21 protein-coding genes are annotated in these 25,016 nt (G+C 49.4%); 8 read left to right on the top strand and 13 right to left on the bottom strand.

Annotated features, from left to right (window positions below; genetic code table 11):
• Positions 1-11 precede the first annotated feature (11 nt).
• The 3 genes from sdhA to sdhC are packed head-to-tail and all read right to left on the bottom strand — an operon-like array spanning position 12 to position 2,493.
• Positions 12-1,778 carry a succinate dehydrogenase flavoprotein subunit gene (sdhA, locus tag DU002_RS01075; RefSeq protein WP_114336500.1) on the bottom strand — a complete coding sequence of 589 codons (1,767 nt, stop codon included), beginning with the start codon at positions 1,776-1,778 and terminating at the stop codon, positions 12-14.
• Positions 1,775-2,125, bottom strand: coding sequence for a succinate dehydrogenase, hydrophobic membrane anchor protein (gene sdhD / locus DU002_RS01070; RefSeq protein WP_114336849.1), 351 nt, complete (start codon positions 2,123-2,125; stop codon positions 1,775-1,777). The genes sdhA and sdhD overlap by 4 nt, the downstream gene beginning before the upstream one ends.
• Positions 2,119-2,493, bottom strand: coding sequence for a succinate dehydrogenase cytochrome b556 subunit (gene sdhC, locus DU002_RS01065; RefSeq protein ID WP_114336499.1), 375 nt, complete (start codon positions 2,491-2,493; stop codon positions 2,119-2,121). The genes sdhD and sdhC overlap by 7 nt, the downstream gene beginning before the upstream one ends.
• Before the next feature lie 460 nt (positions 2,494-2,953).
• Between sdhC and DU002_RS01060 the strand changes: the two genes are divergently transcribed.
• Complete coding sequence (locus DU002_RS01060) at positions 2,954-4,237, top strand: citrate synthase (RefSeq protein WP_114336498.1); 1,284 nt, start codon at positions 2,954-2,956, stop codon at positions 4,235-4,237.
• 69 nt (positions 4,238-4,306) lie between these two features.
• Here DU002_RS01060 and DU002_RS01055 read toward each other — a convergent pair whose 3' ends face one another.
• From DU002_RS01055 to DU002_RS01035, 5 genes are all read right to left on the bottom strand, one after another.
• On the bottom strand, positions 4,307-5,002 hold the full coding sequence (locus tag DU002_RS01055; RefSeq protein ID WP_114336497.1) for a hypothetical protein: 696 nt from the start codon (positions 5,000-5,002) through the stop codon (positions 4,307-4,309).
• A 320-nt stretch (positions 5,003-5,322) separates the two neighbouring features.
• Positions 5,323-5,511 (bottom strand): Trm112 family protein, encoded by a 189-nt coding sequence (locus tag DU002_RS01050; protein ID WP_114336496.1) that lies wholly within the window; start codon positions 5,509-5,511, stop codon positions 5,323-5,325.
• Positions 5,498-6,508: a tetraacyldisaccharide 4'-kinase gene (lpxK, locus tag DU002_RS01045; RefSeq protein ID WP_114336495.1), complete on the bottom strand. Its 1,011-nt coding sequence runs from the start codon at positions 6,506-6,508 to the stop codon at positions 5,498-5,500. The genes DU002_RS01050 and lpxK overlap by 14 nt, the downstream gene beginning before the upstream one ends.
• The gene (gene msbA, locus DU002_RS01040; RefSeq protein WP_114336494.1) at positions 6,508-8,250 is read right to left on the bottom strand and encodes a lipid A ABC transporter ATP-binding protein/permease MsbA; all 1,743 of its coding nucleotides are present in this window, start codon (positions 8,248-8,250) and stop codon (positions 6,508-6,510) included. The genes lpxK and msbA overlap by 1 nt, the downstream gene beginning before the upstream one ends.
• Before the next feature lie 33 nt (positions 8,251-8,283).
• A complete protein-coding gene (locus tag DU002_RS01035; protein ID WP_114336493.1) occupies positions 8,284-10,614 on the bottom strand; it encodes a DNA internalization-related competence protein ComEC/Rec2 in 2,331 nt (776 codons plus the stop codon).
• A 46-nt stretch (positions 10,615-10,660) separates the two neighbouring features.
• Between DU002_RS01035 and DU002_RS01030 the strand changes: the two genes are divergently transcribed.
• Entirely contained in the window at positions 10,661-11,176 is a 516-nt protein-coding gene (locus tag DU002_RS01030; protein WP_114336492.1) for a DUF2062 domain-containing protein, read from the top strand.
• On the opposite strand, the gene lolE is transcribed toward DU002_RS01030, so the two are convergent.
• Genes lolE through DU002_RS01015 form a run of 3 tightly spaced genes read right to left on the bottom strand, consistent with a single transcriptional unit; the run spans position 11,173 to position 14,331 of the window.
• The gene (gene lolE, locus DU002_RS01025) at positions 11,173-12,411 is read right to left on the bottom strand and encodes a lipoprotein-releasing ABC transporter permease subunit LolE (protein WP_114336491.1); all 1,239 of its coding nucleotides are present in this window, start codon (positions 12,409-12,411) and stop codon (positions 11,173-11,175) included. The two genes, DU002_RS01030 and lolE, sit on opposite strands and share 4 nt — an antisense overlap.
• Positions 12,411-13,097 carry a lipoprotein-releasing ABC transporter ATP-binding protein LolD gene (lolD, locus tag DU002_RS01020; RefSeq protein ID WP_114336490.1) on the bottom strand — a complete coding sequence of 229 codons (687 nt, stop codon included), beginning with the start codon at positions 13,095-13,097 and terminating at the stop codon, positions 12,411-12,413. The genes lolE and lolD overlap by 1 nt, the downstream gene beginning before the upstream one ends.
• Entirely contained in the window at positions 13,090-14,331 is a 1,242-nt protein-coding gene (locus DU002_RS01015; protein ID WP_114336489.1) for a lipoprotein-releasing ABC transporter permease subunit, read from the bottom strand. The genes lolD and DU002_RS01015 overlap by 8 nt, the downstream gene beginning before the upstream one ends.
• A gap of 101 nt (positions 14,332-14,432) precedes the next feature.
• Between DU002_RS01015 and DU002_RS01010 the strand changes: the two genes are divergently transcribed.
• The 6 genes from DU002_RS01010 to gloA2 all read left to right on the top strand — a co-directional run bounded on the left by DU002_RS01010 (position 14,433) and on the right by gloA2 (position 22,433).
• On the top strand, positions 14,433-15,002 hold the full coding sequence (locus tag DU002_RS01010; protein WP_114336488.1) for a PilZ domain-containing protein: 570 nt from the start codon (positions 14,433-14,435) through the stop codon (positions 15,000-15,002).
• Positions 14,999-16,039, top strand: a complete 1,041-nt coding sequence (locus DU002_RS01005) for an agmatine deiminase family protein (RefSeq protein WP_114336487.1) — start codon at positions 14,999-15,001, stop codon at positions 16,037-16,039. The genes DU002_RS01010 and DU002_RS01005 overlap by 4 nt, the downstream gene beginning before the upstream one ends.
• Before the next feature lie 25 nt (positions 16,040-16,064).
• Positions 16,065-16,952: a carbon-nitrogen hydrolase gene (locus DU002_RS01000; protein WP_114336486.1), complete on the top strand. Its 888-nt coding sequence runs from the start codon at positions 16,065-16,067 to the stop codon at positions 16,950-16,952.
• Positions 16,949-20,458 carry a transcription-repair coupling factor gene (gene mfd / locus DU002_RS00995; protein WP_114336485.1) on the top strand — a complete coding sequence of 1,170 codons (3,510 nt, stop codon included), beginning with the start codon at positions 16,949-16,951 and terminating at the stop codon, positions 20,456-20,458. The genes DU002_RS01000 and mfd overlap by 4 nt, the downstream gene beginning before the upstream one ends.
• Entirely contained in the window at positions 20,455-21,933 is a 1,479-nt protein-coding gene (locus tag DU002_RS00990; protein WP_114336484.1) for a CsiV family protein, read from the top strand. Before mfd ends, DU002_RS00990 begins: the two co-directional genes overlap by 4 nt.
• Before the next feature lie 86 nt (positions 21,934-22,019).
• Positions 22,020-22,433: an SMU1112c/YaeR family gloxylase I-like metalloprotein gene (gloA2, locus tag DU002_RS00985; protein WP_114336848.1), complete on the top strand. Its 414-nt coding sequence runs from the start codon at positions 22,020-22,022 to the stop codon at positions 22,431-22,433.
• Between the two features lie 15 nt (positions 22,434-22,448).
• Here gloA2 and DU002_RS00980 read toward each other — a convergent pair whose 3' ends face one another.
• Both DU002_RS00980 and DU002_RS00975 read right to left on the bottom strand, forming a co-directional pair.
• Positions 22,449-23,675, bottom strand: a complete 1,227-nt coding sequence (locus DU002_RS00980; protein ID WP_114336483.1) for a hypothetical protein — start codon at positions 23,673-23,675, stop codon at positions 22,449-22,451.
• Positions 23,675-24,967: an NAD(P)/FAD-dependent oxidoreductase gene (locus DU002_RS00975; RefSeq protein ID WP_114336482.1), complete on the bottom strand. Its 1,293-nt coding sequence runs from the start codon at positions 24,965-24,967 to the stop codon at positions 23,675-23,677. Before DU002_RS00975 ends, DU002_RS00980 begins: the two co-directional genes overlap by 1 nt.
• Positions 24,968-25,016: the final 49 nt, after the last annotated feature.

Genomic DNA, 25,016 nt, shown 5'->3' with positions numbered 1-25,016 from the left:
GCGATACTCCCTTAGTATGTACGAGCTTTTGGCGGAAACGCATCACGCAGCTTAGGCGTCATATTGACATCTCGCTTAAGCATCTCTTCTGACTCAGGCATATAGAGGGTGTGGCACAGCCAGTTACCATCATCTCGTTCGAGATAATCTTCACGGCTATGTGCGCCACGGCTTTCCGTTCTGAAATTGGCAGATTTAGCTGTGGCGTAAGCCGTTTCCATCAGGTTATCCAACTCCATGCATTCAATTCGCTGGGTGTTGAACTGCTGGCTCGTATCATCAAGTCGCGCATTAGCTAAACGCTCGCGTATCTCACCCAACTCTTTCATGCCTTCAGCCATCGCGTTGCCTTCCCTGAACACTGAGAAATTCAACTGCATACACTGCTGCAGGTCTTTACGAATTTGCACCGGATCTTCACCCTGCTGGGTGCTGTTCCACCGATTCATACGCGCTAAGCTGGCTTCCAAGTCTGACTCAGAGGCATCACGGGATTCGCTCATGGCATCAAGCGCTTCACCCAAGTGTTTACCTGCCGCACGACCAAACACCACCAAATCCAATAGTGAATTGCCACCAAGGCGGTTTGCCCCATGAACCGATACGCAAGCGATCTCGCCGACAGCGAACAAACCAATTACAGGCTTCTCGTTACCCTGCGCATCAACAGTGATCGCCTGGCCACTCACCTGAGTAGGTATACCACCCATCATGTAATGACAGGTTGGGATCACTGGGATCGGCTCTTTCACGGGATCAACATGGGCAAAGGTGCGTGATAACTCGCAAATGCCAGGCAAACGGGACTCAAGTACCTCTTCGCCCAAATGGTCGAGTTTCAATTTAGCATGCGGGCCCCAAGGGCCATCGCAACCGCGCCCCTCACGGATCTCCGTCATAATCGAACGCGCAACAACGTCACGGCCAGCCAAATCTTTGGCATTTGGCGCATAGCGTTCCATAAAGCGTTCGCCATCTTTATTTAGTAGATAGCCACCTTCACCGCGACACCCTTCAGTCACCAACACGCCCGCGCCAGCGATACCTGTGGGATGAAACTGCCACATCTCCATATCTTGAACCGGAACCCCGGCACGCAGCGCCATACCAACGCCATCACCAGTATTAATATGCGCATTAGTGGTTGAAGCATAAATCCGACCAGCACCACCAGTGGCTAATACCGTCGCTTTACTTTTGAAATAGACAACCTGTCCTGAATCGATATCAATGGCGGTACAACCAACAATGTGCCCATCTTGGTTCTTAACCAAATCCAGTGCGTACCACTCACTAAATACCTTGGTCTTGTTCTTAATGTTCTGTTGATAAAGGAGGTGCAATAAAGCATGACCAGTTCGGTCAGCGGCAGCGGCCGTGCGTGCGGCCTGTTCGCCCCCAAATGCTTTTGATTGGCCACCGAATGGGCGTTGATAAATACGACCATTTTCAAAGCGAGAAAAAGGCAGCCCCATCTTTTCTAATTCAATGATCGCCTCTGGGCCGGTTTTACACATGTACTCAATGGCGTCCTGATCACCGATATAATCGGAACCTTTTACCGTGTCATACATATGCCATTGCCAATCGTCATCGTGGGCATTACCCAACGCAACGGTGATGCCACCTTGAGCAGAGACCGTATGTGAACGAGTAGGAAAGACTTTGGAGAGTAAAGCGCAAGACTTGCCCTCTTCAGAAATTTGCAGTGCGGCGCGCATACCGGCACCACCGGCGCCGATGACGACGGCATCGAATTCAAATGTTGGAATGCTCACTTGACCCCCCAGAGAATAAACAGACCTGCGGCGACGTAAGCAACTGCAGTTAAATTAATGAAGAACTGTAATGCGGCACGCAGCGCCGAGCACTTTATGTAATCAGTTAACACTTGCCACATTCCGATCCAGCAGTGCACAAGCAGACCGATTAATGCGAGAAAAGTGAAAACCTTCATGGCTAATGTGCTGAACAAGCCGTGCCATACGCCGTAGGTCATCTCTGGTGTAAAAAGAGCAAAACCGACAATAAAAATTGAATAGAGAGCTAAAACAATCGCCGACGCACGTAACAAGACAAAGTCATGCACGCCACTTCGGCCTAACATAGCAGCATTAGTTACCATACCCATACCCCCGCCAAAACAGACAGAACAGCGGTGAGCGCAAAACCTACATGGGCAGAGCGAATACCACTTTCGAGTTCTTCAAAATATCCAAGATCCTGTAATAAGTGACGAATGCCACCGACAAAGTGATATGCCAGCGCTGTCAGAATGCCCCACAGGACAAAACCAACAAACCAGCCATCAATCATCGCCTTTACTTCATTAAATCCGGATTCTGAGGTAAGAGAAATATTTAGTAGCCAAAGTAGAATAGCAATTGCAACAAACATAATGACGCCACTGACGCGGTGCAATATCGACGCAATGGCCGTCGCTGGAAAGCGAATTGTTGCTAGGTCTAAATTAACGGGTCTTTGTTTTTTCACATCCGACTCACTCGGCCCTTAAGAGCCTCTATTTATTTTTTTAATGTCGTATTTTTTTACGCCCTAACCATCATATTACTTTCGGGATATAAAGTTATTACCCCAAAAATGATATGCGGATCACATTTTAGACAAACAGTTGTTTGAAAAGCACCATTTTGGCGCGCCAAAGCCGCATTCTGCCTACGTTTGAGGGCGTAGTGTGGGCAGTATATCCACGACATTTTTTTATTACAATTCTTTAAATTTTGATTTGTATCAGGGAGAATTCTATTCACCTCTGAAATAGATCTTTGTTTCAAGAGATGTTGTAATCAGGTACTAACTTGTAATAATGATAAATTATGCATCCAAGACGGGATTTAATGCATAGATAATTGACAGCTGCCCTATGCAGCGGTTAATAATACTGCGCTTAATTTTGGGAGCATCATACAATTCCAATAAGGAGAATCCTGAAATGACGGAGAAGAAAGCAGTTCTTCACGTCGGTGGCCAGGAGATAGAACTCCCCGTGCTTTCCGGTACCGCGGGCCATGACGTAATAGATATCAGAACCCTCGGCAAATATGGTTATTTCACATTTGACCCAGGTTTTCTTTCGACCGCATCGTGCGAGTCTACGATCACCTTCATCAACGGTAGTAAGGGCATCCTGCAACACCGCGGTTATGCTATCGACGATTTAGCGAACAACGCTAGCTATCTCGAAGTATGCTATCTGCTGTTGTACGGCGAACTGCCCAATGCAACGCAATATGCAGAATTTAGCCGTATTGTTTCCGAACACACGATGCTGAATGAACAACTCACACGATGCTTGCAGGGCTTCCGCCGAGATGCGCACCCGATGGCTATCATGTGTGGCATGGTTGGTACCATGTCAGCCTTCTATCACGACTCATTGGACATCACCAATGAACGTCATCGTGAGATCGCAGCCTACCGACTGATCTCTAAAATGCCAACAATCGCCGCAATGTGCTTTAAGTACAATGTCGGTCAGCCATTCATGTACCCTAGAAATGATCTCGGCTATGCAGAGAATTTCCTTTACATGATGTTCGCTACACCGTGTGCAGAATACACACCAGATCCTATCGTTGCTAAAGCGATGGATCGAATATTTACCCTGCATGCTGATCACGAGCAGAACGCTTCAACATCGACCGTTCGCTTGGCCGGCTCCTCTGGTGCTAATCCGTTCGCTTGTATCGCGGCAGGTATTGCTTCTCTATGGGGCCCAGCTCATGGTGGCGCCAATGAAGCTTGCCTCAACATGCTTGAAGAGATCGGTAATGTTGACCGCATTCCTGAGTTTATCGAACGCGCGAAGGATAAAGATGATTCTTTCCGCTTGATGGGCTTTGGTCACCGTGTTTACAAGAACCATGATCCACGAGCAACTGTGATGCGCGAAACCTGTCACGAAGTTCTCGATAAGTTAAAGATCAAAGATCCTCTGCTTGATGTAGCGATGGAGCTTGAGCGGATCGCGCTGGAAGATGAATACTTCGTTTCGAAGAAACTCTACCCTAACGTAGATTTCTACTCTGGTATTATCTTGAAAGCGATTGGCATTCCGACCAATATGTTCACAGTGATTTTTGCGCTGTCACGCACGGTTGGTTGGATAGCTCATTGGAATGAAATGATGAGTGACGCAGGCCAGAAGATCGGCCGTCCACGCCAGCTATATATCGGTGAAATAGATAAAGGATTCAAATCAACAGAAGAACGTTGATTGGTCTTGCTCAAAGATTAAAAAAGGCAGCTTCGGCTGCCTTTTTTGTCTAAAAAAAACTAGTGACTGTTAACCTATCCAACTGAGGTAGACCCCAGCCAAAATAGCAACAACAGCCACAGAGCTACGACGCCAACACCAATGAGAGCAATGCAGAACTCTTTGCTGCACGCGATAGCAGTTGGCTAACACCAAAGCAGGCAACGACATCGCCAGCAAAATAATAATCCGCAAACAAAACACAATGCAGGTCAGCAAACAAGAAAGATAGAAGGCAAGCTGAAAACGATTTGGATCACTCACCCCAAACAACTGCAGGTCCTTGACAAAACCGAACAACATTCCAGGGTGAAGGTCGACCATCCAATCCAACAATAGCAGTGGCCAAGGCAACAGAATGCAAACCATCAACAGTGGCTTACCGGAAAAAAATTCTTTCTTAAATTCACCCGGAAATTGCAGAGACGCCCAGAGAATACAAATAGTAATAGTTAAAACAACATAGGCCGTAGAAGGTATAACATGGGCCGAAATTGCCCCCAACAGTACCGAAAGCAGTATGAAAGCTAGAAAACCAATAAAAATCTTTCCATACTGCAGGCTTCTGCGAACACGCATCAACTCTTCACTCTTCCAACACAGCATTTTCCCTCGCGTCAGAGAGTCAAAATAGCGCCTGCCGGAATGATTTCTTAATGCAACTTGTTTGGCCAATACCACTACGCCCACAACCGTTAACAACATTCCGGTAATCGCTTCAACCATATTTTATTCCTAAAACAATATAAATATCTGACAGCTAGCTTTGCTGTTCTGCTATCGATATAGCAAAGCCGCAACCTGCGACGCCCTATTCAGGAACACCAAAAAAGGTGATCTACGTCACTATGCCTTGATTTGGCTCATCGGTCTACTATTGGTTAAAAAATGACTCATAAACAGATAGTCGCCGTGCAATAGCGGCAGCTGACTTACCGGATATTGACTGAATAGTTAGGGTAAGCAAGCTGTGAAGTTATAAAACAACTGAATAGATAGCTAAAGACTAACTGAATGTATTATGCAGCTTGTGGCAACGTTTGATGTTATCCCGCCATCTCAGCTTCAGTCGCGGTGCGCGCCTCACTTTCTAACAACACGGGTATGCCATCATCAATAGCAAACACCAGCTTATCAAACCGGCAAAGTAGCGCGTCTTTGTTTGGAGTAAATAGCAGCTTTCCCTTACAACAAGGGCAAGCGATTATTTCTAATAATTTCTTATCTTTTAACATGGTTAACTCTGTCTTCCTGGTTAATCCTATCGCACAACTGCGACAAAAAATGATCTGGTAGCTGCGCAGAGATGGGTAAATACCACAAATTTACGTGACCGTTGCTTTGACACTTAACTGCGTCCTTTTCAGTGACCAGCAAACAAGCCGCCTCCCCCTGAAGTTGAAGCAGCAATTGCGGATTGAATCCACAGTGATCTGCTAGTGGTGTCTCTTTGACTACATTGCCGCCGAGCTGAGTAACCAATGAGAAAAACCTTTGTGGATTTCCTATGCCTGCCGCTAAAGCGAGAGAGCCCAGCTGCTCGATTGGTACTTGCTCTGCTTCACCATCAACAGGTGTAGGGGGATCAGGTTCAAGTAACATCTGGTAGCGCCCCTTTGCTTCGGTACCCAGCTCACCACCATTTTGAATAATAAAATCCACTTCCGATAGACGCCGACTCGTTTCCCGTAAAGGGCCAGCAGGCAACAACAAACCATTACCCAATTGCCTGTCACCATCTATCACAGCGATCTCAATGTGCCGGCCCATACGGTAATGCTGAAGCCCATCATCACTGATAATCAGGTCGACATCCGCACTATGCAGTAGCAATTCTATCGCTGCCAACCGATCTGCACCAACGACCACTGGCACGCCCGTCCGGCGAGCAATCAGCAGTGGCTCATCACCAACCTGCTCTGCTCGGCTATCAGCTTGCAAATGGTATGGGTAGGTCGGCGCATTGCCACCATATCCTCTCGACACAACACCGACACGATAGCCCTTTTCCGTAAGATGCTCACAAAGCCAAATAACCAGTGGAGTCTTGCCTGTGCCTCCGACACTGATATTGCCAACGACTATCACCGGAACCTGCGGCTCAACTTGGCGATAACGGCAAATATACCAACGGCGTAACCGGCTTATCATGTGAAACAGCGCAGAAAAAGGAACCAATAGTTTGGGCCATAGGCTGCCGTCGTACCAGGCTTTAGGAAGTGGTGACAGCATTAATCACCAAATTGCATCTTATGGAGTTGAGCATAGGAACCATCTTTCGCCAGCAACACCTCATGAGTGCCCTGTTCGATGATCCGACCACCATCAAGTACGACGATCTTATCGGCGTTCTGAATGGTTGAAAGCCGATGGGCAATGACCAGACTGGTGCGGTTAGCCTGTAGCGCCTCCAAAGCCCCCTGAATATGACGCTCACTCTCAGTATCGAGGGCGGAAGTCGCTTCATCGAGGATCAAAATAGGCGCATCCCGCAGCAATGCGCGAGCTATCGCTATGCGTTGGCGCTGACCGCCAGATAACATCACGCCGTTTTCACCGACTTGGGTATCCAAGCCGTCGGGCATAGATTGCGCGAACTCTAAAACGTGTGCACTTTTAGCCGCTGCCTCTATTTGCTCCCGGGTAACACTGTCATCACAGGCATAAGCGATATTGTTAGCGATAGTATCGTCAAACAGCGTAACGTGCTGAGATACGGTAGCAAACTGGCTTCTTAGATTGGCCAATTTAAAATCATTTACCTCAATGCCATCAAGGGTAATAGTGCCATCCTGATAGGGATAGAAACGAGTCAGCAAACTAGTAATGGTTGACTTGCCGCTCCCGGAACGCCCGACCAATGCCACCGTCTGCCCGGGTTCAATGCTGAGGTTGATGTTCTCTAACGCGGGTGTTTCTTTGCCTTGATAGGTGAATGTGACGTTGTTAATCCGTAAGTCACCTTTCGCTCTTACTAACTCTTTCGTGCCGTTATCAGTTTCCTCTTCTTCGTCTAAAACAGCAAAAATACTGGCACTAGCAGCCATCCCTTTTTGAAATTGACTATTGACCGAAGTGAGCTGCTTCAAGGGCCGCAGTAACATGATCATGGAGGTGATGATGACGGTAAAGGTGCCAGGAGTGAGCGTTTCCATCATGCTGTCAAAACTTGCAACAAACAGCACTGTGGCTAAGGCGAAAGAGGCAATAATTTGAATCACCGGTACGCTAATGGCACTGGCAGCAACCATTTTCATATTTTGGCGGCGGGTTTTATTACTGATCTTTCTAAACCGCTCAGACTCGATCGCTTGTCCGCCAAACGTTAACACCACTTTATGGCCATTTAGCATCTGCTCGGCGGAGGTGGTGATATTACCCATCGCATTTTGGATCTGACGACTAATTTTCCGAAACCGCTTACTGACGAAACGCACGACCACAGCGATGATCGGACCGATAAGTAAAAATATGAGTGACAACTGCCAGCTCTGATAAAACATCAAAGCCAGCATACCGACGACAAACGCACCTTCTTTAACGATGATTACCAAGGTCTTGCTCGCAGCATTTGCGACCTGCTCGGTGTCATAGGTGATCTTGGATATCAATTGACCGGTGGTTTGCGAATCAAAATAGGGCACAGGCATTCGCATCATATGATCGAACAGTGATTGCCGCATCGTCATCACTACGTTGCTACCTACCCACGACAAGCAATAGGTAGAGACAAAATTAAATAATCCACGAAGACAAAACGCACCCACCACAAATATCGGCGCGTAAGTCAGCACCCCGGGGTTTTTATTTGTCAGGCCCTCATCAATTAATGGCTTAATGGAATAGATAAATAATGAATCGATACCGGCGTAACCAACCATCGCAACAATGGCCGCGATGAAACCCAGCTTATAGGGCTTCATATAGGAAATAAGGCGCTTAAAATTCGATTGTTGCGTAGTTTCGCTCACTATGGCGTTCTCATCACTTAGAAAAAACAGGTTATTCTACCGTGCCTTACGGCACCCGGACAAACGTTGATACCACTTAGCATGGCTAAATACGCCTGTTCTTTGGCGATAATGCGCCACACTAAGCCCTTCAGTTGTCACTTCAATACTGATTTGACCGCTACAAGCTGTATCGAGTGTTTCCACTGATAACGAATGATAACGCTCTTTCACTTCTTCCGCGGGAAACCGATAGCGATTATAGGCGCCACGACTAAACACCGCATAATCGGGAGCAACAGCAGTCAACCAAGCCAAAGAGGAGGAACTGCCGCTACCATGATGGGGTGCCAGCAAGACATTACTGGGAAGAGTCACGCCATTACGCAACATTTCCAGCTCAGCTGAACGTTCAATGTCACCGGTCAACATTAAACTATGGCGGCCATCAGAGATATGTAACACGCAGCTTCGATCGTTCTTGTTACGAGTTAAAGGAAGAGACGGGCTGAGCATGTTTATCTCAAGCTCGTTAAAAAATAGTGTTTGCCCGGCCTGGCAACGGACACGCTCTAGTTGCTCGCTAGACAGATCACGATGAGACCCGACCGTTGGCGATATCAAAGTACCAACATCCATCTTACTTAAAACAGCTTCAGCCCCACCAACGTGGTCGGTATCATCATGGCTTAATACTAGGTAGGTTAATCGGCTAATGTTGTGCTGAATCAGCCAAGGCACCACTGTATGTTCCGCAACAACAAAGCCACTCTTATATCGGTTTCCCGTATCATAAAGCAGTACGTCATCCCCTTGCTGGATGACCACCGCCAGTCCCTGCCCCACATCAAACACCTCGATCTGCCAACGGCTTGGATCTACTGTTCTTAATGACAGCAATAGCGGTGAGCTCGCCAGGCAAAGCGCTAATGGCCAAAAACGGCGATTAACAGCAACAAGTATTACGGCAAAAAACAGTAAGCAAGCAACGATGATGGGCAGTATATAGGTACCTAAGCCACCAGAGCTGAGCCAATTCAACCACCATGTAAACAGAGCCAAAATCTGGTCGACAAACACAAACATGGATCCCGCAAGCACTGGGGAAAACAGCAATATAACCACACTAACAAGCAACAAAGGCACAACTACAAACGTAATTAATGGCACAACCAACAGGTTACTTATTGGCGTTAGCGGCGCAACAAAGCCAAGCTGCAACAAAGTCAGTGGCATCATCATCACAGAGAGCCCCAATTGCATCACCAGTAGCTCAGCTATTTTGCGTGAAATAGCCTGCCCTTCCCTGCGACACCACCACCAGTGCAGCAAAGCGATGTTGGCCACAGCCCCGAACGACAACCAAAAACTAGCGCCATATAACACCGCGGGTGAAACAATAACGAATAGCGCCATCAATGCCAGTAGCCCAGTCATGCGACTGATCCGCACATGTAAGCAAGAAAGAGCACACCAAATAGCTATCCCAAACCATGCTCGTTGTGCTGGCAATGCAAAACCTGACAACAGCGCGTATACACCGCTCACCGACAAAGCTAAGCAGATAACCAGTGGTACTTTTACAGTGATCCGATTAGATAGGTAGGGCACCCAGCCCATGACAGCGGTCAGCAACTTATGAGCGAGGAGAAAAATCAGTCCGATATGTAAACCTGATATCGCGATCAGATGGCTTGTGCCAGTTACACTAAGCAGCTGCCAGCGGTCACTAGAGATCAAACTACGATCACCTAACGTCAAAGCTAATATCAGATCTTTATGGCTTAACGATTGAACGAGAGCACTAATTTTTGCACGTAGCTGCTCTCGATAGTTCGTAGCCGTTGTTAACTGTCGAATTTCGCCGCGAATATATCCTGCGGCGTGTACCTCTTGACTCACCAGGTATTTTTCATAGTCCATCCCCCCGTCATTGGCGAAGCCCACAGGCGGCTTTAGGCGCACCCGCCACTGCCAAACATCGCCAAGCTTTGGCGTGAGCTCGGTGTGATACCAATTTAGCTTGACCTTTCCTTGCCAAATTGGCGGTGCAAATGGATATCCTATACTGTCAGACGACTCGTACGCTTTTAGCCGAACCATAAAACGCCAACCATCGTCAATGCGCCGTGGTAATGAAATGATCTCACTAGTTGTGGTAATGTCTTGCCCCGCTAATTCATCGGGTAGAATATTAGCTGCGTAATTGGCGTTAAATAGACAGAGCCAAGTGACTCCGGCGAGCAAAGCTAGGCAGGTTCGACACCACTTTTGACGACACCAGGGCAGCAATAAAATACTGCAACTGAACCAAACGGGGTCAACCACCCAAGGTGATTGCGCAGCCGTGATGGCGCCAATAAGAAATCCGATAAAAATTGATTGCACAGTAGCTTTTGTTAATAAGAAATTTGAGACTGGGTTTACACACTATATGCCAAAAAAGACGTTAAAGCGGTTCATGCCCAGCCATGAAACTATCAAAAGCCATAAGTACTTACAGATGTTCGGCACCCTACTGCACGATCCGAACCTGTTTCATCTCAATCGACGCTCTGCGGCTGGCGCTTTTGCCATAGGTCTGTTTGTGGCATTTCTACCGATCCCATTTCAGATGGTGACCGCCGCCGCTATCGCAATCTTTATCCGGGTTAATCTGCCGTTATCAGTGGCATTGGTTTGGATCAGCAATCCAATCACTATGCCCCCGCTATTTTATAGCGCCTATCTGGTGGGCGTATGGATCACTGGAGGCAGTGAAAAGGCGTTTAGCTTTGAACTCTCTTGGCAAGGTTTAGCTGACAGTTTTGCTCACCTAGGTTACCCATTTATTCTAGGCTGCTTGATCTGTGGTGTGGTGTCAGGGGCAATAGGCTATTTTGCTATAAGATTACTGTGGCGTTATTCGGTAGTTCGCCACCTGCGCCAACGCAGGCAGCGACGCAGTTAGACTGATTGTCCAAGCACATTGGCTGGCAATATTTTACTCGCTTTCCATGCCGGATAGAGTGTTGCCAGCAGAGACAAAGCAATCGCAACAATCACGGTAAACACGACGTCGCTGATACTAAGCAAAGACGGCAGAAAGTCGATAAAGTAGATCTCGGCGTCCAGTAGTTTATGCCCTAACAGCCGCTCTACACCCTGCGCAATTTGCCCTAACGAACTGGCTATCAAGACACCGAGTCCCGCTCCAATCAGACTTCCCAGTACGCCGTTAAATAGCCCCTGTAAGATAAAGATCTTCATCACCATAGCATCTGTCGTCCCCATGGTTTTCAAGATCGCTATCTCTGACTGCTTATCCTGTACCGCCAGTACCAGCGTCGACACGATATTAAAACTGGCCACAGCGATAACCAAGGTTAACACCATATAGACGATCCCGCGGACCAATTGGATATCGCTATATAGATGCCCTTGGGTACGTGTCCAGTCACTGATATAGAGGTAATGCGCCATCTCATAGGCTGCGTTCCTTACCAAGCGGGGCGCAGCCATCACATCGCCAAATTTAAAGCGGATCCCCTGCACACCACCTTGCCACCCGCTCAATTCTGCAGCGGTATCAATAGAGATTAACGCGGCACTCGCGTCCAGTTCACCACCCATCTGAATCAAGCGCTTCACTACAAACATCTTACGCTTTGGCGGCTTCATTCTCATCTGCGGGTCAAGCGTCGGGATCAGCATCATCACCTTGTCGCCGACGGCAAGCGACAGCTCATCCGCAATGGTTTTACCGAGCCACAATTCATTATCAACCAAGGTGTCTGCAGGCTCAGGCAACAAATACGCGCCGATATCCGACACATCTAATTCATAATCGAGATCAACGCCACGAGATTCAATCGCCTTCATTTTGCCACCTCGTTCAAGCATCGCATTGAACTTCACGAAGGGCGCAGCGGCAACCACGGCGGGATCGGCTATCGCGGATGCCGATAGTGATTTCCAATCGACAATCGGCTCCCTCACAGCAGTTACTTCACCGTGGGGAACCACCGAAAGTAAACGATCTTTAAGTGCCTGTTCAAAACCATTCATAGCGCTAAGTAAGGTGATCAACACCATCACCCCAAGCGCAATACCAAAGGTCGAGGAAGCTGAGATAAAAGAGATAAACCGATTACGTTGCCGAGCGCGACTAAAACGGAATGCGATCCAAAGTGCCAAATGCTGCATCAGTGTGCTGGCTCCTCAAGCAAACCGTTGACCAGCGATATCTTACGGTGCAACCGCCCTGCCAGTGCCAAATCATGGGTCACGACGATAAAACTGGTACCGAGTGTTTCATTTAGGCTCAACATCAACTGATACACTGCTTCACCAGTATTGGAATCGAGATTACCCGTCGGTTCATCAGCTAACACAATGCGTGGCTCAGTCACCAATGCTCGGGCAATAGCGACGCGCTGACGTTCACCACCGGAAAGTTCCGACGGCCGATGTTTCTCACGGTGCGATAAGCCGACGCGCTCCAACATTTTTGCCGCCCTTTTACGTGCGTCGCTGCCTGAAACACCGCCGATCAACAGTGGCATCGCCACATTTTCCAACGCATTGAACTCTGGTAATAGGTGATGAAATTGATAAACAAACCCGAGCTTTTTATTACGAAGTTGGCACTGCTGTGTGGCGCTCATCTGATAGATATCATCGCCATCAAGGATCACCTTCCCCTCCGACGGTGTATCCAAAGCCCCTAACAGATGTAACAAGGTGCTTTTGCCTGAGCCCGAAGAGCCGACAATCGCCAACATCTCACCCTCATTGACCGACAAGCTAACGCCTTTTAATACCTCTGTTGTTAACTTACCTTCTTGATAGGTCTTAGATACCGAATCACAGACCAGTAACGGCTTACTCATATCTTAATGCTTCCGCAGGTTGGATCTTAGATGCCCGCCATGCGGGATAGAAAGCGGCCGCGATACAAAGCGCCACCGCGACGCTAGCCAACATGGCCACTTGCTCAATTTGATACTCCACAGGCATTGAGCGATTGCCAAGGCCCGGCGCAGGTACCAGGGGTAGATTTAATATCGGCGTCAACACATCAAGGTTCAACACAATCGCCGAGCCGATAATCAACCCCAACAAAGTACCAACGACACCGTTGTAGATGCCCTGAAAAAGAAAAACCGTCTGCACGCCAGCGGGGGTTAAGCCCAAGGTTTTAAGGATCGCGATCTCGGCGCGTTTTTCACCAACCAGCATCACCAACGCAGAAACGATATTAAACGCCGCGACGGCAATGATCAGTGACAGCAGCAACCACATCATATTCTTTTCCATTTTCACCGCCGAAAATAACTTCCCCTGACTTCGGCTCCAGGTATCCACCTGCCATTTCGCTGGTAATAGGCTAGTTAACTTGGTCGCCGTTTGGTCAGCCAGAAAAGCATCATCCAGATATAACCTGATCCCCTCGGCGCTACCGATTGGTTTGCGGGTCAAACGGGCAGCGTCATCACCATGGATCAACACGACAAAAGTATCGATATCGGCGCCGACCTCATACATACCCACCACACGGAAACGCCTTTGACTTGGCATTCTTCCCATCGGGGTAAATACACTGCCCTCAGCAACCATTAAACGAATAGAATCACCAACATTAACGCCCAGTTTGGCGCCCATACCACGTCCAATCACCACACCAAACTCACCACTTTTCAACCAGCCAAGTTCTCCTGAAATCATGTGGTTGCCGATGGTCGAAAGTGCCGTTTCTTGCTCTGGCCATACACCATAAATCATCGCCCCGCGTAGGGTTTTGCGGCTTTGTGCCATCCCCTCGCTAGCAATAAACGGCGTCGCCCCTTTCACATGTGCAATCGTCGAAGACTGTTCTATGAGATCTGGCCACGCTTTGATTGGCGAGCCATCTTCAGCTTGGATGGTCACCTGAGGCACTATGCCCAAAATACGGCGTTTCAGTTCCGACTCAAACCCATTCATCACTGAGGTGACGATAATTAAGGCGGCTACACCAAGCATCACACCGGTGATAGAAAAAAAGTTAATAAAGGAGATAAACCCATGCCCTTTGCGGGCTCGGCTGTATCTTAGACCTATAAATAAGCTGGCAGGATGAAACATCTGTTCCTTTGCGGTAGACGCTTTAGTTGTATGTATGCATAAACAGGGGGGATAATAAGATCTATTCACTAGAGATAACAAGCAAGTGGCACCGATAGCCCATGACTGATCAATATTTTTCTGTACCTTATCGACTACCTATCAACGTGATCGTGATGCCGGAGGCGACACCGATCCCCGATCAGCAGCAGCTCATTGATGAGATCCCAGAGCCATTCCGCTTGGCTTCTGAAGTCTCCACTTTGGATCAGGGTACCGTGCGCGCGTTACGAAACATGGGCGACGTCGCCGATGAGATATCTAATTTTCTTGAACTACAAGCACGCAAAATCAACGTAATCATGGGCTACCTGCTGTCGATGCAAGACGATCCTGATTTGCGCCACCACACCGTAAGTTTTGGTGCCAGTGAGTTCTGCTATACATCAGCACAGCCATTGGTGGCTGGCCGATTAATCCAAGTAAAAATATTTCTTCACGATGAAGCCGCTGCCGTCTTCGCCTATGCCGAAGTGATCAGTTGTGACCAGGACGCTGACAGTCATCTAATTGGTGCAAAATTTGTCACCCTCAGAGAAGAAGATCACGAGATGCTGATCAGAGCAACTTTGCATGTTCAGTCAAAGCTGTTAAAACAACGCGCCGAACAACGTAAAGGAGACAATGGGTGATCCAACGCGCTGCTTATCTGCCCGCAGAGTGGGCGCCTCAAGATGCGGTATTGCTGACCTGGCCCCACGACCAGACAGATTGGGCTACGCAGCTTGAGCATATCGAGCCCGTCTATATTGATATGGCGAAAGCGATCACCCGCTTTGAGCGCCTGATTATCGTCGCCAGAGATCTGCCTCTGCGCGCGCATATCGCTAAACTGTTGAGCCATGCCGGTGTCGTTATGAGCCGTGTACGCATCCTGATCGCTACAAGCAATGACAGTTGGGCGCGAGATCATGGTCCAATCACTGTTTTTGATGGCCACCAAATGCAACCACTCTCCTTTACTTTCAACGGTTGGGGCGGAAAATATCCCAGCGAGCTAGACAACCAGATCAATCAACAACTGGCCGATCAGGCGCTGTTCAAGGCAGCCATAGTCAACATTGATTTGGTGCTTGAAGGGGGCGGTATCGAAACGGACGGCCACGGTACACTGTTGCTCACAAAGCAGTGCTTGCTCAATCCAAATCGTAACCCTGGGCTCGATCAAACCGCGATAGAACAGCGATTAAATGAACTACTCTACGCCGACCATTTCCTTTGGCTCAGTCACGGCGCGCTCGAAGGTGATGACACCGATAGTCATATCGATACACTGGTACGCTTTGCACCCAACGACACCCTGGTGTATGTCGCCTGTGACAAGGTAGACGATGAACACTACCCAGAACTACATGCAATGGAATTAGAACTAAACGCGCTACGAAACCGCCACGGCGCTAACTATCGTTTACTCCCCTTGCCATGGCCACAAGCCAAATACAGTAGTGAGGGCGAGCGTTTGCCCGCCACCTATGCAAACTATCTGATTATAGATGGCGCGGTGCTGGTGCCTATTTACGACGATCCAGCCGATGAACAGGCACTTGCGGTCATTGCGCAAGCGTACCCAGGGCGTGAAATCATAGGCATCGATTGCCAAGCAGTGATAGCGCAATTTGGTAGCCTGCACTGTCTCACTATGCAAATCCCAAAAGGCACGCTCGCCTAACGGCGCTAGCAAAGGAGCAAAGATTATGTCACGCACTCTCAATGTCGCCCTGCTTCAGCATGCCTGTAGCGACAATCTAAATGACAACCTGCAGCACACCTGCGACCTGATCCGTCAGGCTAAATCCGGCGGCGCCGAATTGGTGGTGCTGCAAGAACTGCATCGCAGTCGCTATTTTTGCCAGCAGGAAGATGTTGATTACTTTGATTTGGCAGAAACCATACCCGGCCCAAGTACTGACGCCCTAGGTGTTCTAGCTAAAGAGCTAGACATCGTCATTGTCGCGTCGCTGTTTGAAAAACGTGCCGCGGGCCTTTACCACAATACCGCAGTGGTACTAGAGAATGATGGCTCGATCGCCGGTAAGTATCGCAAAATGCATATCCCCGATGACCCTGGGTTCTATGAAAAATTTTACTTCACCCCTGGCGATCTTGGCTTTGAGCCCATCGACACCTCAGTGGGTCGCCTTGGCGTATTGGTGTGCTGGGATCAGTGGTTTCCGGAAGGCGCTAGGCTGATGGCTATGGCCGGTGCCGAACTGCTTATCTATCCAACCGCCATAGGTTGGGATCCCCGTGACGACGACGCAGAAAAAGCGCGCCAGTTAGATGCTTGGATCACAGTGCAACGCGGTCACGCCATCGCCAATGGCTTGCCGGTGTTGAGTTGTAACCGCATCGGCCATGAGCCGGATCCTGCTGACAGCAACCCAGGCATTCAGTTCTGGGGCAACAGTTTTATCACTGGCCCTCAGGGCGAGTTTCTGGCTCATGCCAAGGAAACGGAGACGCTGTTAACCGCGACTATCGACATGGAACGCTGTGAATCCGTGCGCCGCATCTGGCCCTACCTTCGCGATCGCCGTATCGATGATTATCAAGATCTTACTAAACGTTTTAGGGACGCATGAGTACATTGAGCCAATTCAACCTGCTTAATCCACCAACACTCGGCAAAGCTGGGGATATCCAACTTTGGGGCGAAGCGCTTTCGACCGCAGAATCGCTCGCATTGGCGGAAACAGTGTCCCGTCATCCAGGGATCAGTTTGATCATCACTGCGGATACGCCTACCGCCCTGCGTTTGGAATCTGAGCTGGCTCACCTATTGCTGGCGCAAGAGGTTGAGGTATTACTGTTTCCCGATTGGGAAACCTTACCTTACGATAATTTTTCGCCACATCAGGATATCATCTCACAACGCTTATCAACCCTGTATAAGCTGCAGCAGGCCAAGCAGATTGATGCACAAATGGCCTTAATCGTACCCGTTGCCACTTTGAGCTTGGTAACCGCACCGCCTAGCTATTTAAGCGGTCACACCTTGTTTGTGAATAAGGGACAGAGCCTGCCCCTCGACAAGCTTAAAGAGCAGCTCGCCTATTCCGGCTACCACCACGTACAACAGGTGTTGGAGCATGGTGAATTCAGCGTCCGAGGATCCATTTTGGATCTCTATCCCATGGGCAGCACTGTGCCCTACCGTATCGATTTCTTTGACGATGAAGTCGATTCGATCCGGCCGTTTGACCCAGAAAGCCAGCGTTCGGAAGCCCCGATCGACGCGATAAACCTTTTGCCGGGGCATGAGTTCCCCACGGACGAGTTTGCCATTGAACGTTTCCGCACTCAGTTTCGCGAACAGTTTGCCGTCAGTAACGCCAAAGAATCACTGTATCAGCAGGTAAGTAAGAAGTTGATGCCGGCCGGCATTGAGTACTATTTGCCACTGTTTTTCGAACAAACAGGAAACCTGTTTGACTACCTGCCGGAAAGCGCGCAACTGTTGCAGGTCGGGGATCTTGTTGCTGCTGCCGAACATTTTGCCCGTGATGTGCAGCTGCGTTATGACGACCGCAGCATCGATCCACTCAGGCCATTGCTTAAACCGGACCAACTGTTCCTGCCAGTGGAAAAACTGTTTGCTGAGTGTAAACGTTGGCCTCGCGCACAACTGACCACCGCTTCTCAGCCGAGTAAAGTCGGCCGCTTTAATCTGGCGGCCAATGCGGTAACTGACATCGCCGTTAATCACAAATATGCCGAGCCCCTCACTCACCTAAAGCACTATCTGAAAGAGCATTCAGCACAGGTACTGTTTGTCGTTGAGTCGGAAGGCCGCCAAGAAGCACTGTTAGACCTTTTACATAAAGCGGGCATACGGCCAAACAAAATCCAATCAATAATGGCGTTTGTTGCCAGTAAAGATGCTTATGGCATCTTGGTCGCGCCGTTTGAGCACAGCGTCACACTGGCATCGGTGCCACTCACCATCATCACCGAAACCGAACTATTCGGGAATCGCGTTCGTCAGCGCCGGCGCCAGAAATCCAGCCGCGCATTGTCACCAGATCAGCTGATAAGAAACCTGGCTGAGCTACAAATTGGCCAGCCGGTTGTCCACATGGATCACGGCGTTGGTCGCTACGCCGGTCTACAGACCTTGGAAGCTGGCGGGATGACCAGTGAATTTGTCACCTTAGAGTATGCCGGCAACGCCAAGCTCTATGTGCCAGTCACCTCACTCAATATGATTGGTCGATACAGCGGTGCGGAGCCAGAAAACGCGCCCTTGCATAAATTGGGCAACGAAAGCTGGGGCAGAATTAAGCGTAAGGCCGCAGAAAAGATCCGTGACGTCGCCGCCGAGTTACTGCAAATTTACGCCAATCGCGCCGCGCGCTCAGGGGTCGCTTTCAATCTCGATAATGATTACAAAGCGTTCTCCGAGAGTTTTCCATTTGAGGAAACCGTGGATCAGAAGAGCGCTATCGCCGCGGTAATCAACGATATGTCAGCAGCAAAATCGATGGATCGCTTGGTTTGTGGCGACGTTGGTTTCGGCAAGACAGAGGTAGCGATGCGCGCCGCTTATGTCGCTGTTAGCAATGGCAAACAGGTCGCCGTTCTGGTACCAACCACGCTGCTCGCCCAACAGCATTACGACAACTTCCGCGATCGATTTGCTGGCCATGCTGTTAGCATCGAAGTACTTTCCCGCTTCCGCACAGCGAAGCAAACCCAACAAGTGCTAGACCAACTGGGCGAAGGTAAAGTTGATATAGTGATCGGGACGCATAAGCTGCTGCAGCAACAGATCCCATTTAACGATTTAGGCTTGCTAATTGTCGATGAAGAACACCGGTTTGGCGTTCGCCAAAAGGAGAAGATCAAGGCCCTGCGTGCAGACGTTGATATCCTCACATTAACAGCCACACCGATCCCGCGGACATTAAATATGGCACTAGGTGGCATGCGAGATCTGTCTATCATCGCCACCCCGCCAGCCAGGCGACTAGCAGTGAAAACCTTTGTTCGGCAACGGGACAACCACCTGATCCGAGAAGCCGTCATGCGCGAACTACTCCGCGGCGGCCAAGTCTACTTCCTTCACAACAGCGTCGACACCATCGAACGCACTATGGAAGAGCTAACCGAACTGTTGCCAGAAGCGCGCATCTCCGTTGCCCATGGCCAGATGCGGGAGCGTGAACTCGAACAGGTAATGACTGATTTCTACCATCAGCGCTATAACATCTTGCTTTGTACCACCATCATAGAAACGGGGATTGACGTAGCAAGTGCGAATACCATCATCATGGATCGGGCTGATAAGCTGGGCTTAGCTCAGCTGCACCAGCTTAGAGGTCGTGTCGGGCGTTCTCATCACCAAGCCTATGCCTATTTACTCACACCACCGCCGAAACGATTGACAAAAGATGCGCAGAAACGCTTAGAAGCAATTGCGGAGCTTGAAGATCTCGGTGCTGGTTTTGCGTTAGCGACCCACGACCTCGAGATCCGCGGCGCTGGCGAACTGCTCGGTGAAGATCAGAGTGGGCAAATAACGGCCATAGGTTTCAGTTTATATATGGAGATGTTGGAGCACGCCGTTGATGCACTGCAGAACGGCGAACCGATCAACCTCGAAGATGATCTTGGTAAACAAACTGAAATTGAACTGAAGATCCCAGCTCTGCTGCCAGATGATTACATTTTTGAGGTAAATCTGCGCCTGTCATTTTACAAGCGCATCGCCGGTTGCAGAGATCAACAATCCCTAGATGAATTGCAGGTCGAACTGATCGATCGTTTTGGCCTACTGCCAACGCCAGCCAAGAATCTATTCAAGATTAGTGAACTGCGCTTGCTGGCGGAAAAACTCGGCATTAAACGTATCGACGCCCATGCAAAAGGCGGTGTTGTTGAGTTTGCTAGCAAGACATGTGTCGACCCAACGTTTATCATTCGTCTCATCCAAACACAGCCTGCGCAATATAGGCTGGAAGGTGCCGACAAGTTTAGATTTATCATACCTTCACAAACCAGCGAACAACGACTGGTATTGGTAGAGCAAATGCTGGCAGAATTCAGCAATCACAGCGATTTAAAACATAAAAAGGACAGAGCTCGATGAAGCGAAACCGGATCCTGACGCTGGCATTAGCACCAGCCGTATTAATGGCAGGGCCACTTTTCTCCGCCAGCGTCGTTGCCGAAGAGGAAGAACCCCGTTGGTTCGAGGTGGAAGTGATCCTATTTAGCCGCAACGTGCCTGCCGACAGCGTTAATGAACATTGGCCTTCAGAAGCCAATAAACTCGACACTCAGAATGCACCAGATCTGCTGTCTGCACTGCTTTTCCCCGCAGAGGAAGTCGCACCTGTCGACGACAGCTACTGCATCCCAGCGGATCAGCTGACAACAGATCCCGTTATGGACGGCGCTGCAGCAACACCAGACAGCCTTGAAGCAGGTACGCCAGAAGTAGCAGGCGAAACAAAGGCGCCTTTAAGCGACAGCGAACAGATCCCGCAGCCCTGTCCACCGAGTGAGCTAGAGGATGCCGCACCGGCTACATACGCTAAAACAGACGTTCCCGAGATTGTCGTTGCCCCAGCGCTACCAGACTTTGATGTCAGCCCCTACCTGATTGATGACCAATCGCTGCAATTAGTCGCCCAGCGTAAAGTTATTGAACGGCGACCAGAATTCAAAATGATGTTACATACCGGTTGGCGTCAAGCCATGGTGCCACGCAAGCAGAGCGCAAAATGGCATCTATTTGCTGGTAAGGACTTTACTGACCAATTTCTAGCTGATGGTACATTGCGCCATAAGCCTGAACTAGCAACAAGCAATCAAGCACCCTGTCCCGTGGGGACAGTGACTATCGATGGTGAGTGCATTATCAGTGACAACGCAGCATCGGAAAACCCAGCACCGGGTGCTAACGCCGATGCCCCTGCAGCGCCACAGCCATTAACCACTGAAGAAGTACAAGCCAACATTACAGAGATGCTGGCTGCCCAAGAAACGGAACTAGCGGCAGCGATGGCTGCGCAAGTGGAAGTCGAATCTGCTGACACACCAATCATGCCATTGTGGCAACTAGACGGGCTGTTCCGCGTCTATCTGGAACACTACCTCTATATCGATGCCGATTTCGACTACCGCATTGCCGGTGAACGTGAACTACCGTTGCTGATTGAGGATCCATCATCAACCTATGGCAGTGCTGACAACCTCGAAATGACAGATCCGCTAGCGACACCTGAGCCGATACTCGCCATCGACAACCTTGAGCAAAGTTTGGCAGCAGAAACTCTACCTTTAACCCAACAGGAAGATCCTGAAGCTGGCGGCACGCTGGTAACAACAAAGCCCACAGAGGGCTACCTTTATAGGTATCGCCTAAGCCAAAGTCGTCGATTACGTAGTGGCGAATTGCACTATTTTGACCATCCTTTGGTGGGGATTTTGGTACAGATACGCCCCCACGACTATCGTGAACCGCCAACGCCAACAGAAGTAGATACAAGTGCAGCGGTAGACGCAACAACATCTACAGAAGTAGCAGCCCCAGCAAGTGACACGCAACCGGCGAGTTAACTAGAGGTTCAGTTAGTTCTGTTTTAAAAGCGCCAGGAGACAATCTGGCGCTTTTTTTTCGCCAATCAGAGTAGTGAGAAATGCAAATGCTTAAAGGCGTTCATCATATAGCGATCATCTGCTCCGATTACCCACGCTCGAAACATTTCTATTGTGAAGTACTTGGTTTAAAGATCATCGCAGAAAACTATCGTGCAGAGCGCCGTTCATACAAATTGGACTTGGGCCTGCCAGATGGTACGCAGATCGAGCTATTCTCTTTTCCTGATGCACCAGAGAGACCAAGCTATCCCGAAGCACAAGGTTTACGCCACCTTGCATTTGCAGTCAGCTCAATGAATGAGATGGTGGCATACCTAAGTGATCACGACATAAAGAGTGAGCCGATCCGAATCGACGAATATACCGGCAAGCGCTATACCTTTTTCGCTGATCCTGACGGGCTCCCCATAGAGCTTTATGAAGTCACAGAGCATCCCATAACGCCAAAAACGTCATAGCATGGCTTGTTGCGATCACTCGGACTTACGCTTCCTCATGATGGCCTTGATGCGCGCAATAGTAAGCGGATAGATGCAGACACCTACGATCGTAATAAACAGCAACCCAAGCCCGCTAAACAACCAAACCTTTGTGTTAGAAGGTGTCAATTTGGGCAAGCGCTTACCAGCCGCTAGGTAATCTACAACCCAGAGGTCACGCTGCAACAGGAACCACTGCTGGCGCTGGGTTTGCGCCATACGCTGCAACTGCAACTCACTGCTCACGGAACAGTTTTGCTGAACCAGCAGCACCTCGTCGTCACCAACTAAGGTGTTCGGATCAGCAACTGCCAACTTGGCGAGATCAGCAATATGGCGGTCAAAGCGGAATCTGTTGCCTTTAGCAAACACGAACCCCGATGGCTGCAACAGTGCCAGCCCTATCGCTGTTGATTCAGACTGATGCGATTGCAGGTATTGCTGCTGTAAAGCCAGAATTCGCCTTTTCGTCGGCTGTTCGCAAGCACGAACGGCCAATAAGCGCTCTGCTTCAGTTCGCCATGAGACTTGTTTAGCACTTAACTGTTTACGTATTTCACTTTGTTCTTGCACGAGCTTGGCATGGGAGCCTTTCATCGCTTGCTGGCAGGTAGGAGAAGAGACCGGCGGCTTAAAACCACTAAGGCTTAACTTCTCGCTGGCATTGCGCTCCAACAGCAGTAAGCTTTCCGCCGAAAGTCCACTCGTAACCTGCTTCCTTTGTTCCAGCCAAAGCAGTATTTGATCAAGTTTTGTTCGGTGACTATCGATCGCTTGCTGATAACGATTTTTACACTGGGCAACACCAGCAGAAGCTGCGACCTTTTTCCGCCCTGCCGCGCCCAGCTGTGCCTGCGCACGACCAACATTGTCTACTGAGCCATCCCAAAGCCGAAAATTGCGCTGATAAAGCCCACGCGCCTGTTCACATATCCCACGAGTATCCTGTGCCGAACACTCCGCTGCATGATACTCACGGATCGCGAGATTGACTGACACCCCCGCTTCTAGGCACAACATGTATGCAGGCCTGCTCCACGCCGCGATAGGACGACAATAATGCTTCAGCTTATTGTCGATATCCGAATCAGGCACGGCAACACCAAGGCCTGGTACTCGTTCAGGGGGCTCAGGTTTAAATGCCTGAGCGCTGAACGAGAACAACAGGCCGAGCCCGAGATAGAGTACGTTGATCAATACTGAAGACGCGTATTTACTCATTAATGTAATTTCAACGTTGGACGTAACGCACGGTTGATTTGACCAACCAGTAGTAGCAATAACGTCTTAAACCAGCCATGCAGTGCAAACTGGTGCATACGATACAAAGAGATATAAACGAACCGCGCTACGCGCCCTTCAACTCGCATTGATCCTCTCGTCAGGTTGCCCATCAGACTTCCCACCGTGGTGTACTTGCTTAATGAAACAAGCGAACCATGATCTTTATACTCATACGCTGTCAGCGGCTTCCCCTCTAACTGCGCGAGCAAATTCTTATACACGTGAGAGGCCATCTGATGCGCGGCCTGAGCACGTGGAGGGACAGGCTTTCCGTCTTCCTGAATACAACTCGCGCAATCACCCAATGCATAAATTGAATCATCGTTAGTTGTTTGCAACGTCGACTTAACCACCAGCTGATTAATACGATTGGTTTCTAAGCCGCCAATTTCTGCGAGAAAGTCTGGCGCTTTAATACCTGCAGCCCATACCATCAACTGTGCAGGGATCTCATCACCATCTTTGGTTTTCAAACCCGAACTGGTAGCTTCCGTCACCATGGTGGCGGTTTTTACTGCAACACCCAGATCTAATAATTCTTTGTGTGCAGCACCACTAATTCGCTCAGGTAGTGCAGGCAAGATGCGAGGCCCAGCTTCAACCAAAGTGACATTCAACTTATCGCGTCCGGCATCTTTAACACCGTACAGCGCGGCTTCTTCCGCCGCTTTATGTAACTCTGCAGACAGTTCTACGCCTGTAGCGCCTGCGCCTACAATGGCGATATCGAGGGTTTCATTCTTGCCGCCACCCACTTTCAAAAACGCATTGAGTAGCTCACGGTGAAAACGCCTAGCCTGTTCAGGCGAGTCAAGGAAGATACAATTGTCTCTAACACCTTGGGTATTAAAGTCATTGGACACACTACCTAGAGAGATCACCAAGTAATCGTAATCGAGCGTGCGTTCAGCCATGAGCTCTTCGCCCTTCTCGTCATTCATCGGCGCAAGAACAATTTGCTTACTGTCCCGTTCTATTCTCGATAAAGCACCCAGCTGAAATTGAAAATGATGATTGCGGGCATGAGCACGGTAACTAAGCGCATCAACACCATCATCTAACGAACCTGCAGCCACTTCGTGCAATAACGGCTTCCAGATATGGGTACGTTTTCTGTCAACCAGGGTGATCTCCGCTCTGCCCTTTTTACCAAGACGACGTCCCAGCTTAGTTGCCAACTCCAAACCACCGGCACCACCACCAACGACAACAATCTTAATTTCGCTCATTCGGCGCTCCTAAAAAAACAAAAGCGGGCCAAATGGCCCGCAAAACATG

It is taken from the genome of Corallincola holothuriorum (assembly GCF_003336225.1).
Taxonomy (GTDB): domain Bacteria; phylum Pseudomonadota; class Gammaproteobacteria; order Enterobacterales; family Neiellaceae; genus Corallincola; species Corallincola holothuriorum.
The sequence above is the reverse complement of the archived record's forward strand: the minus strand, read 5'-3'. Positions and strand labels throughout refer to the sequence as shown.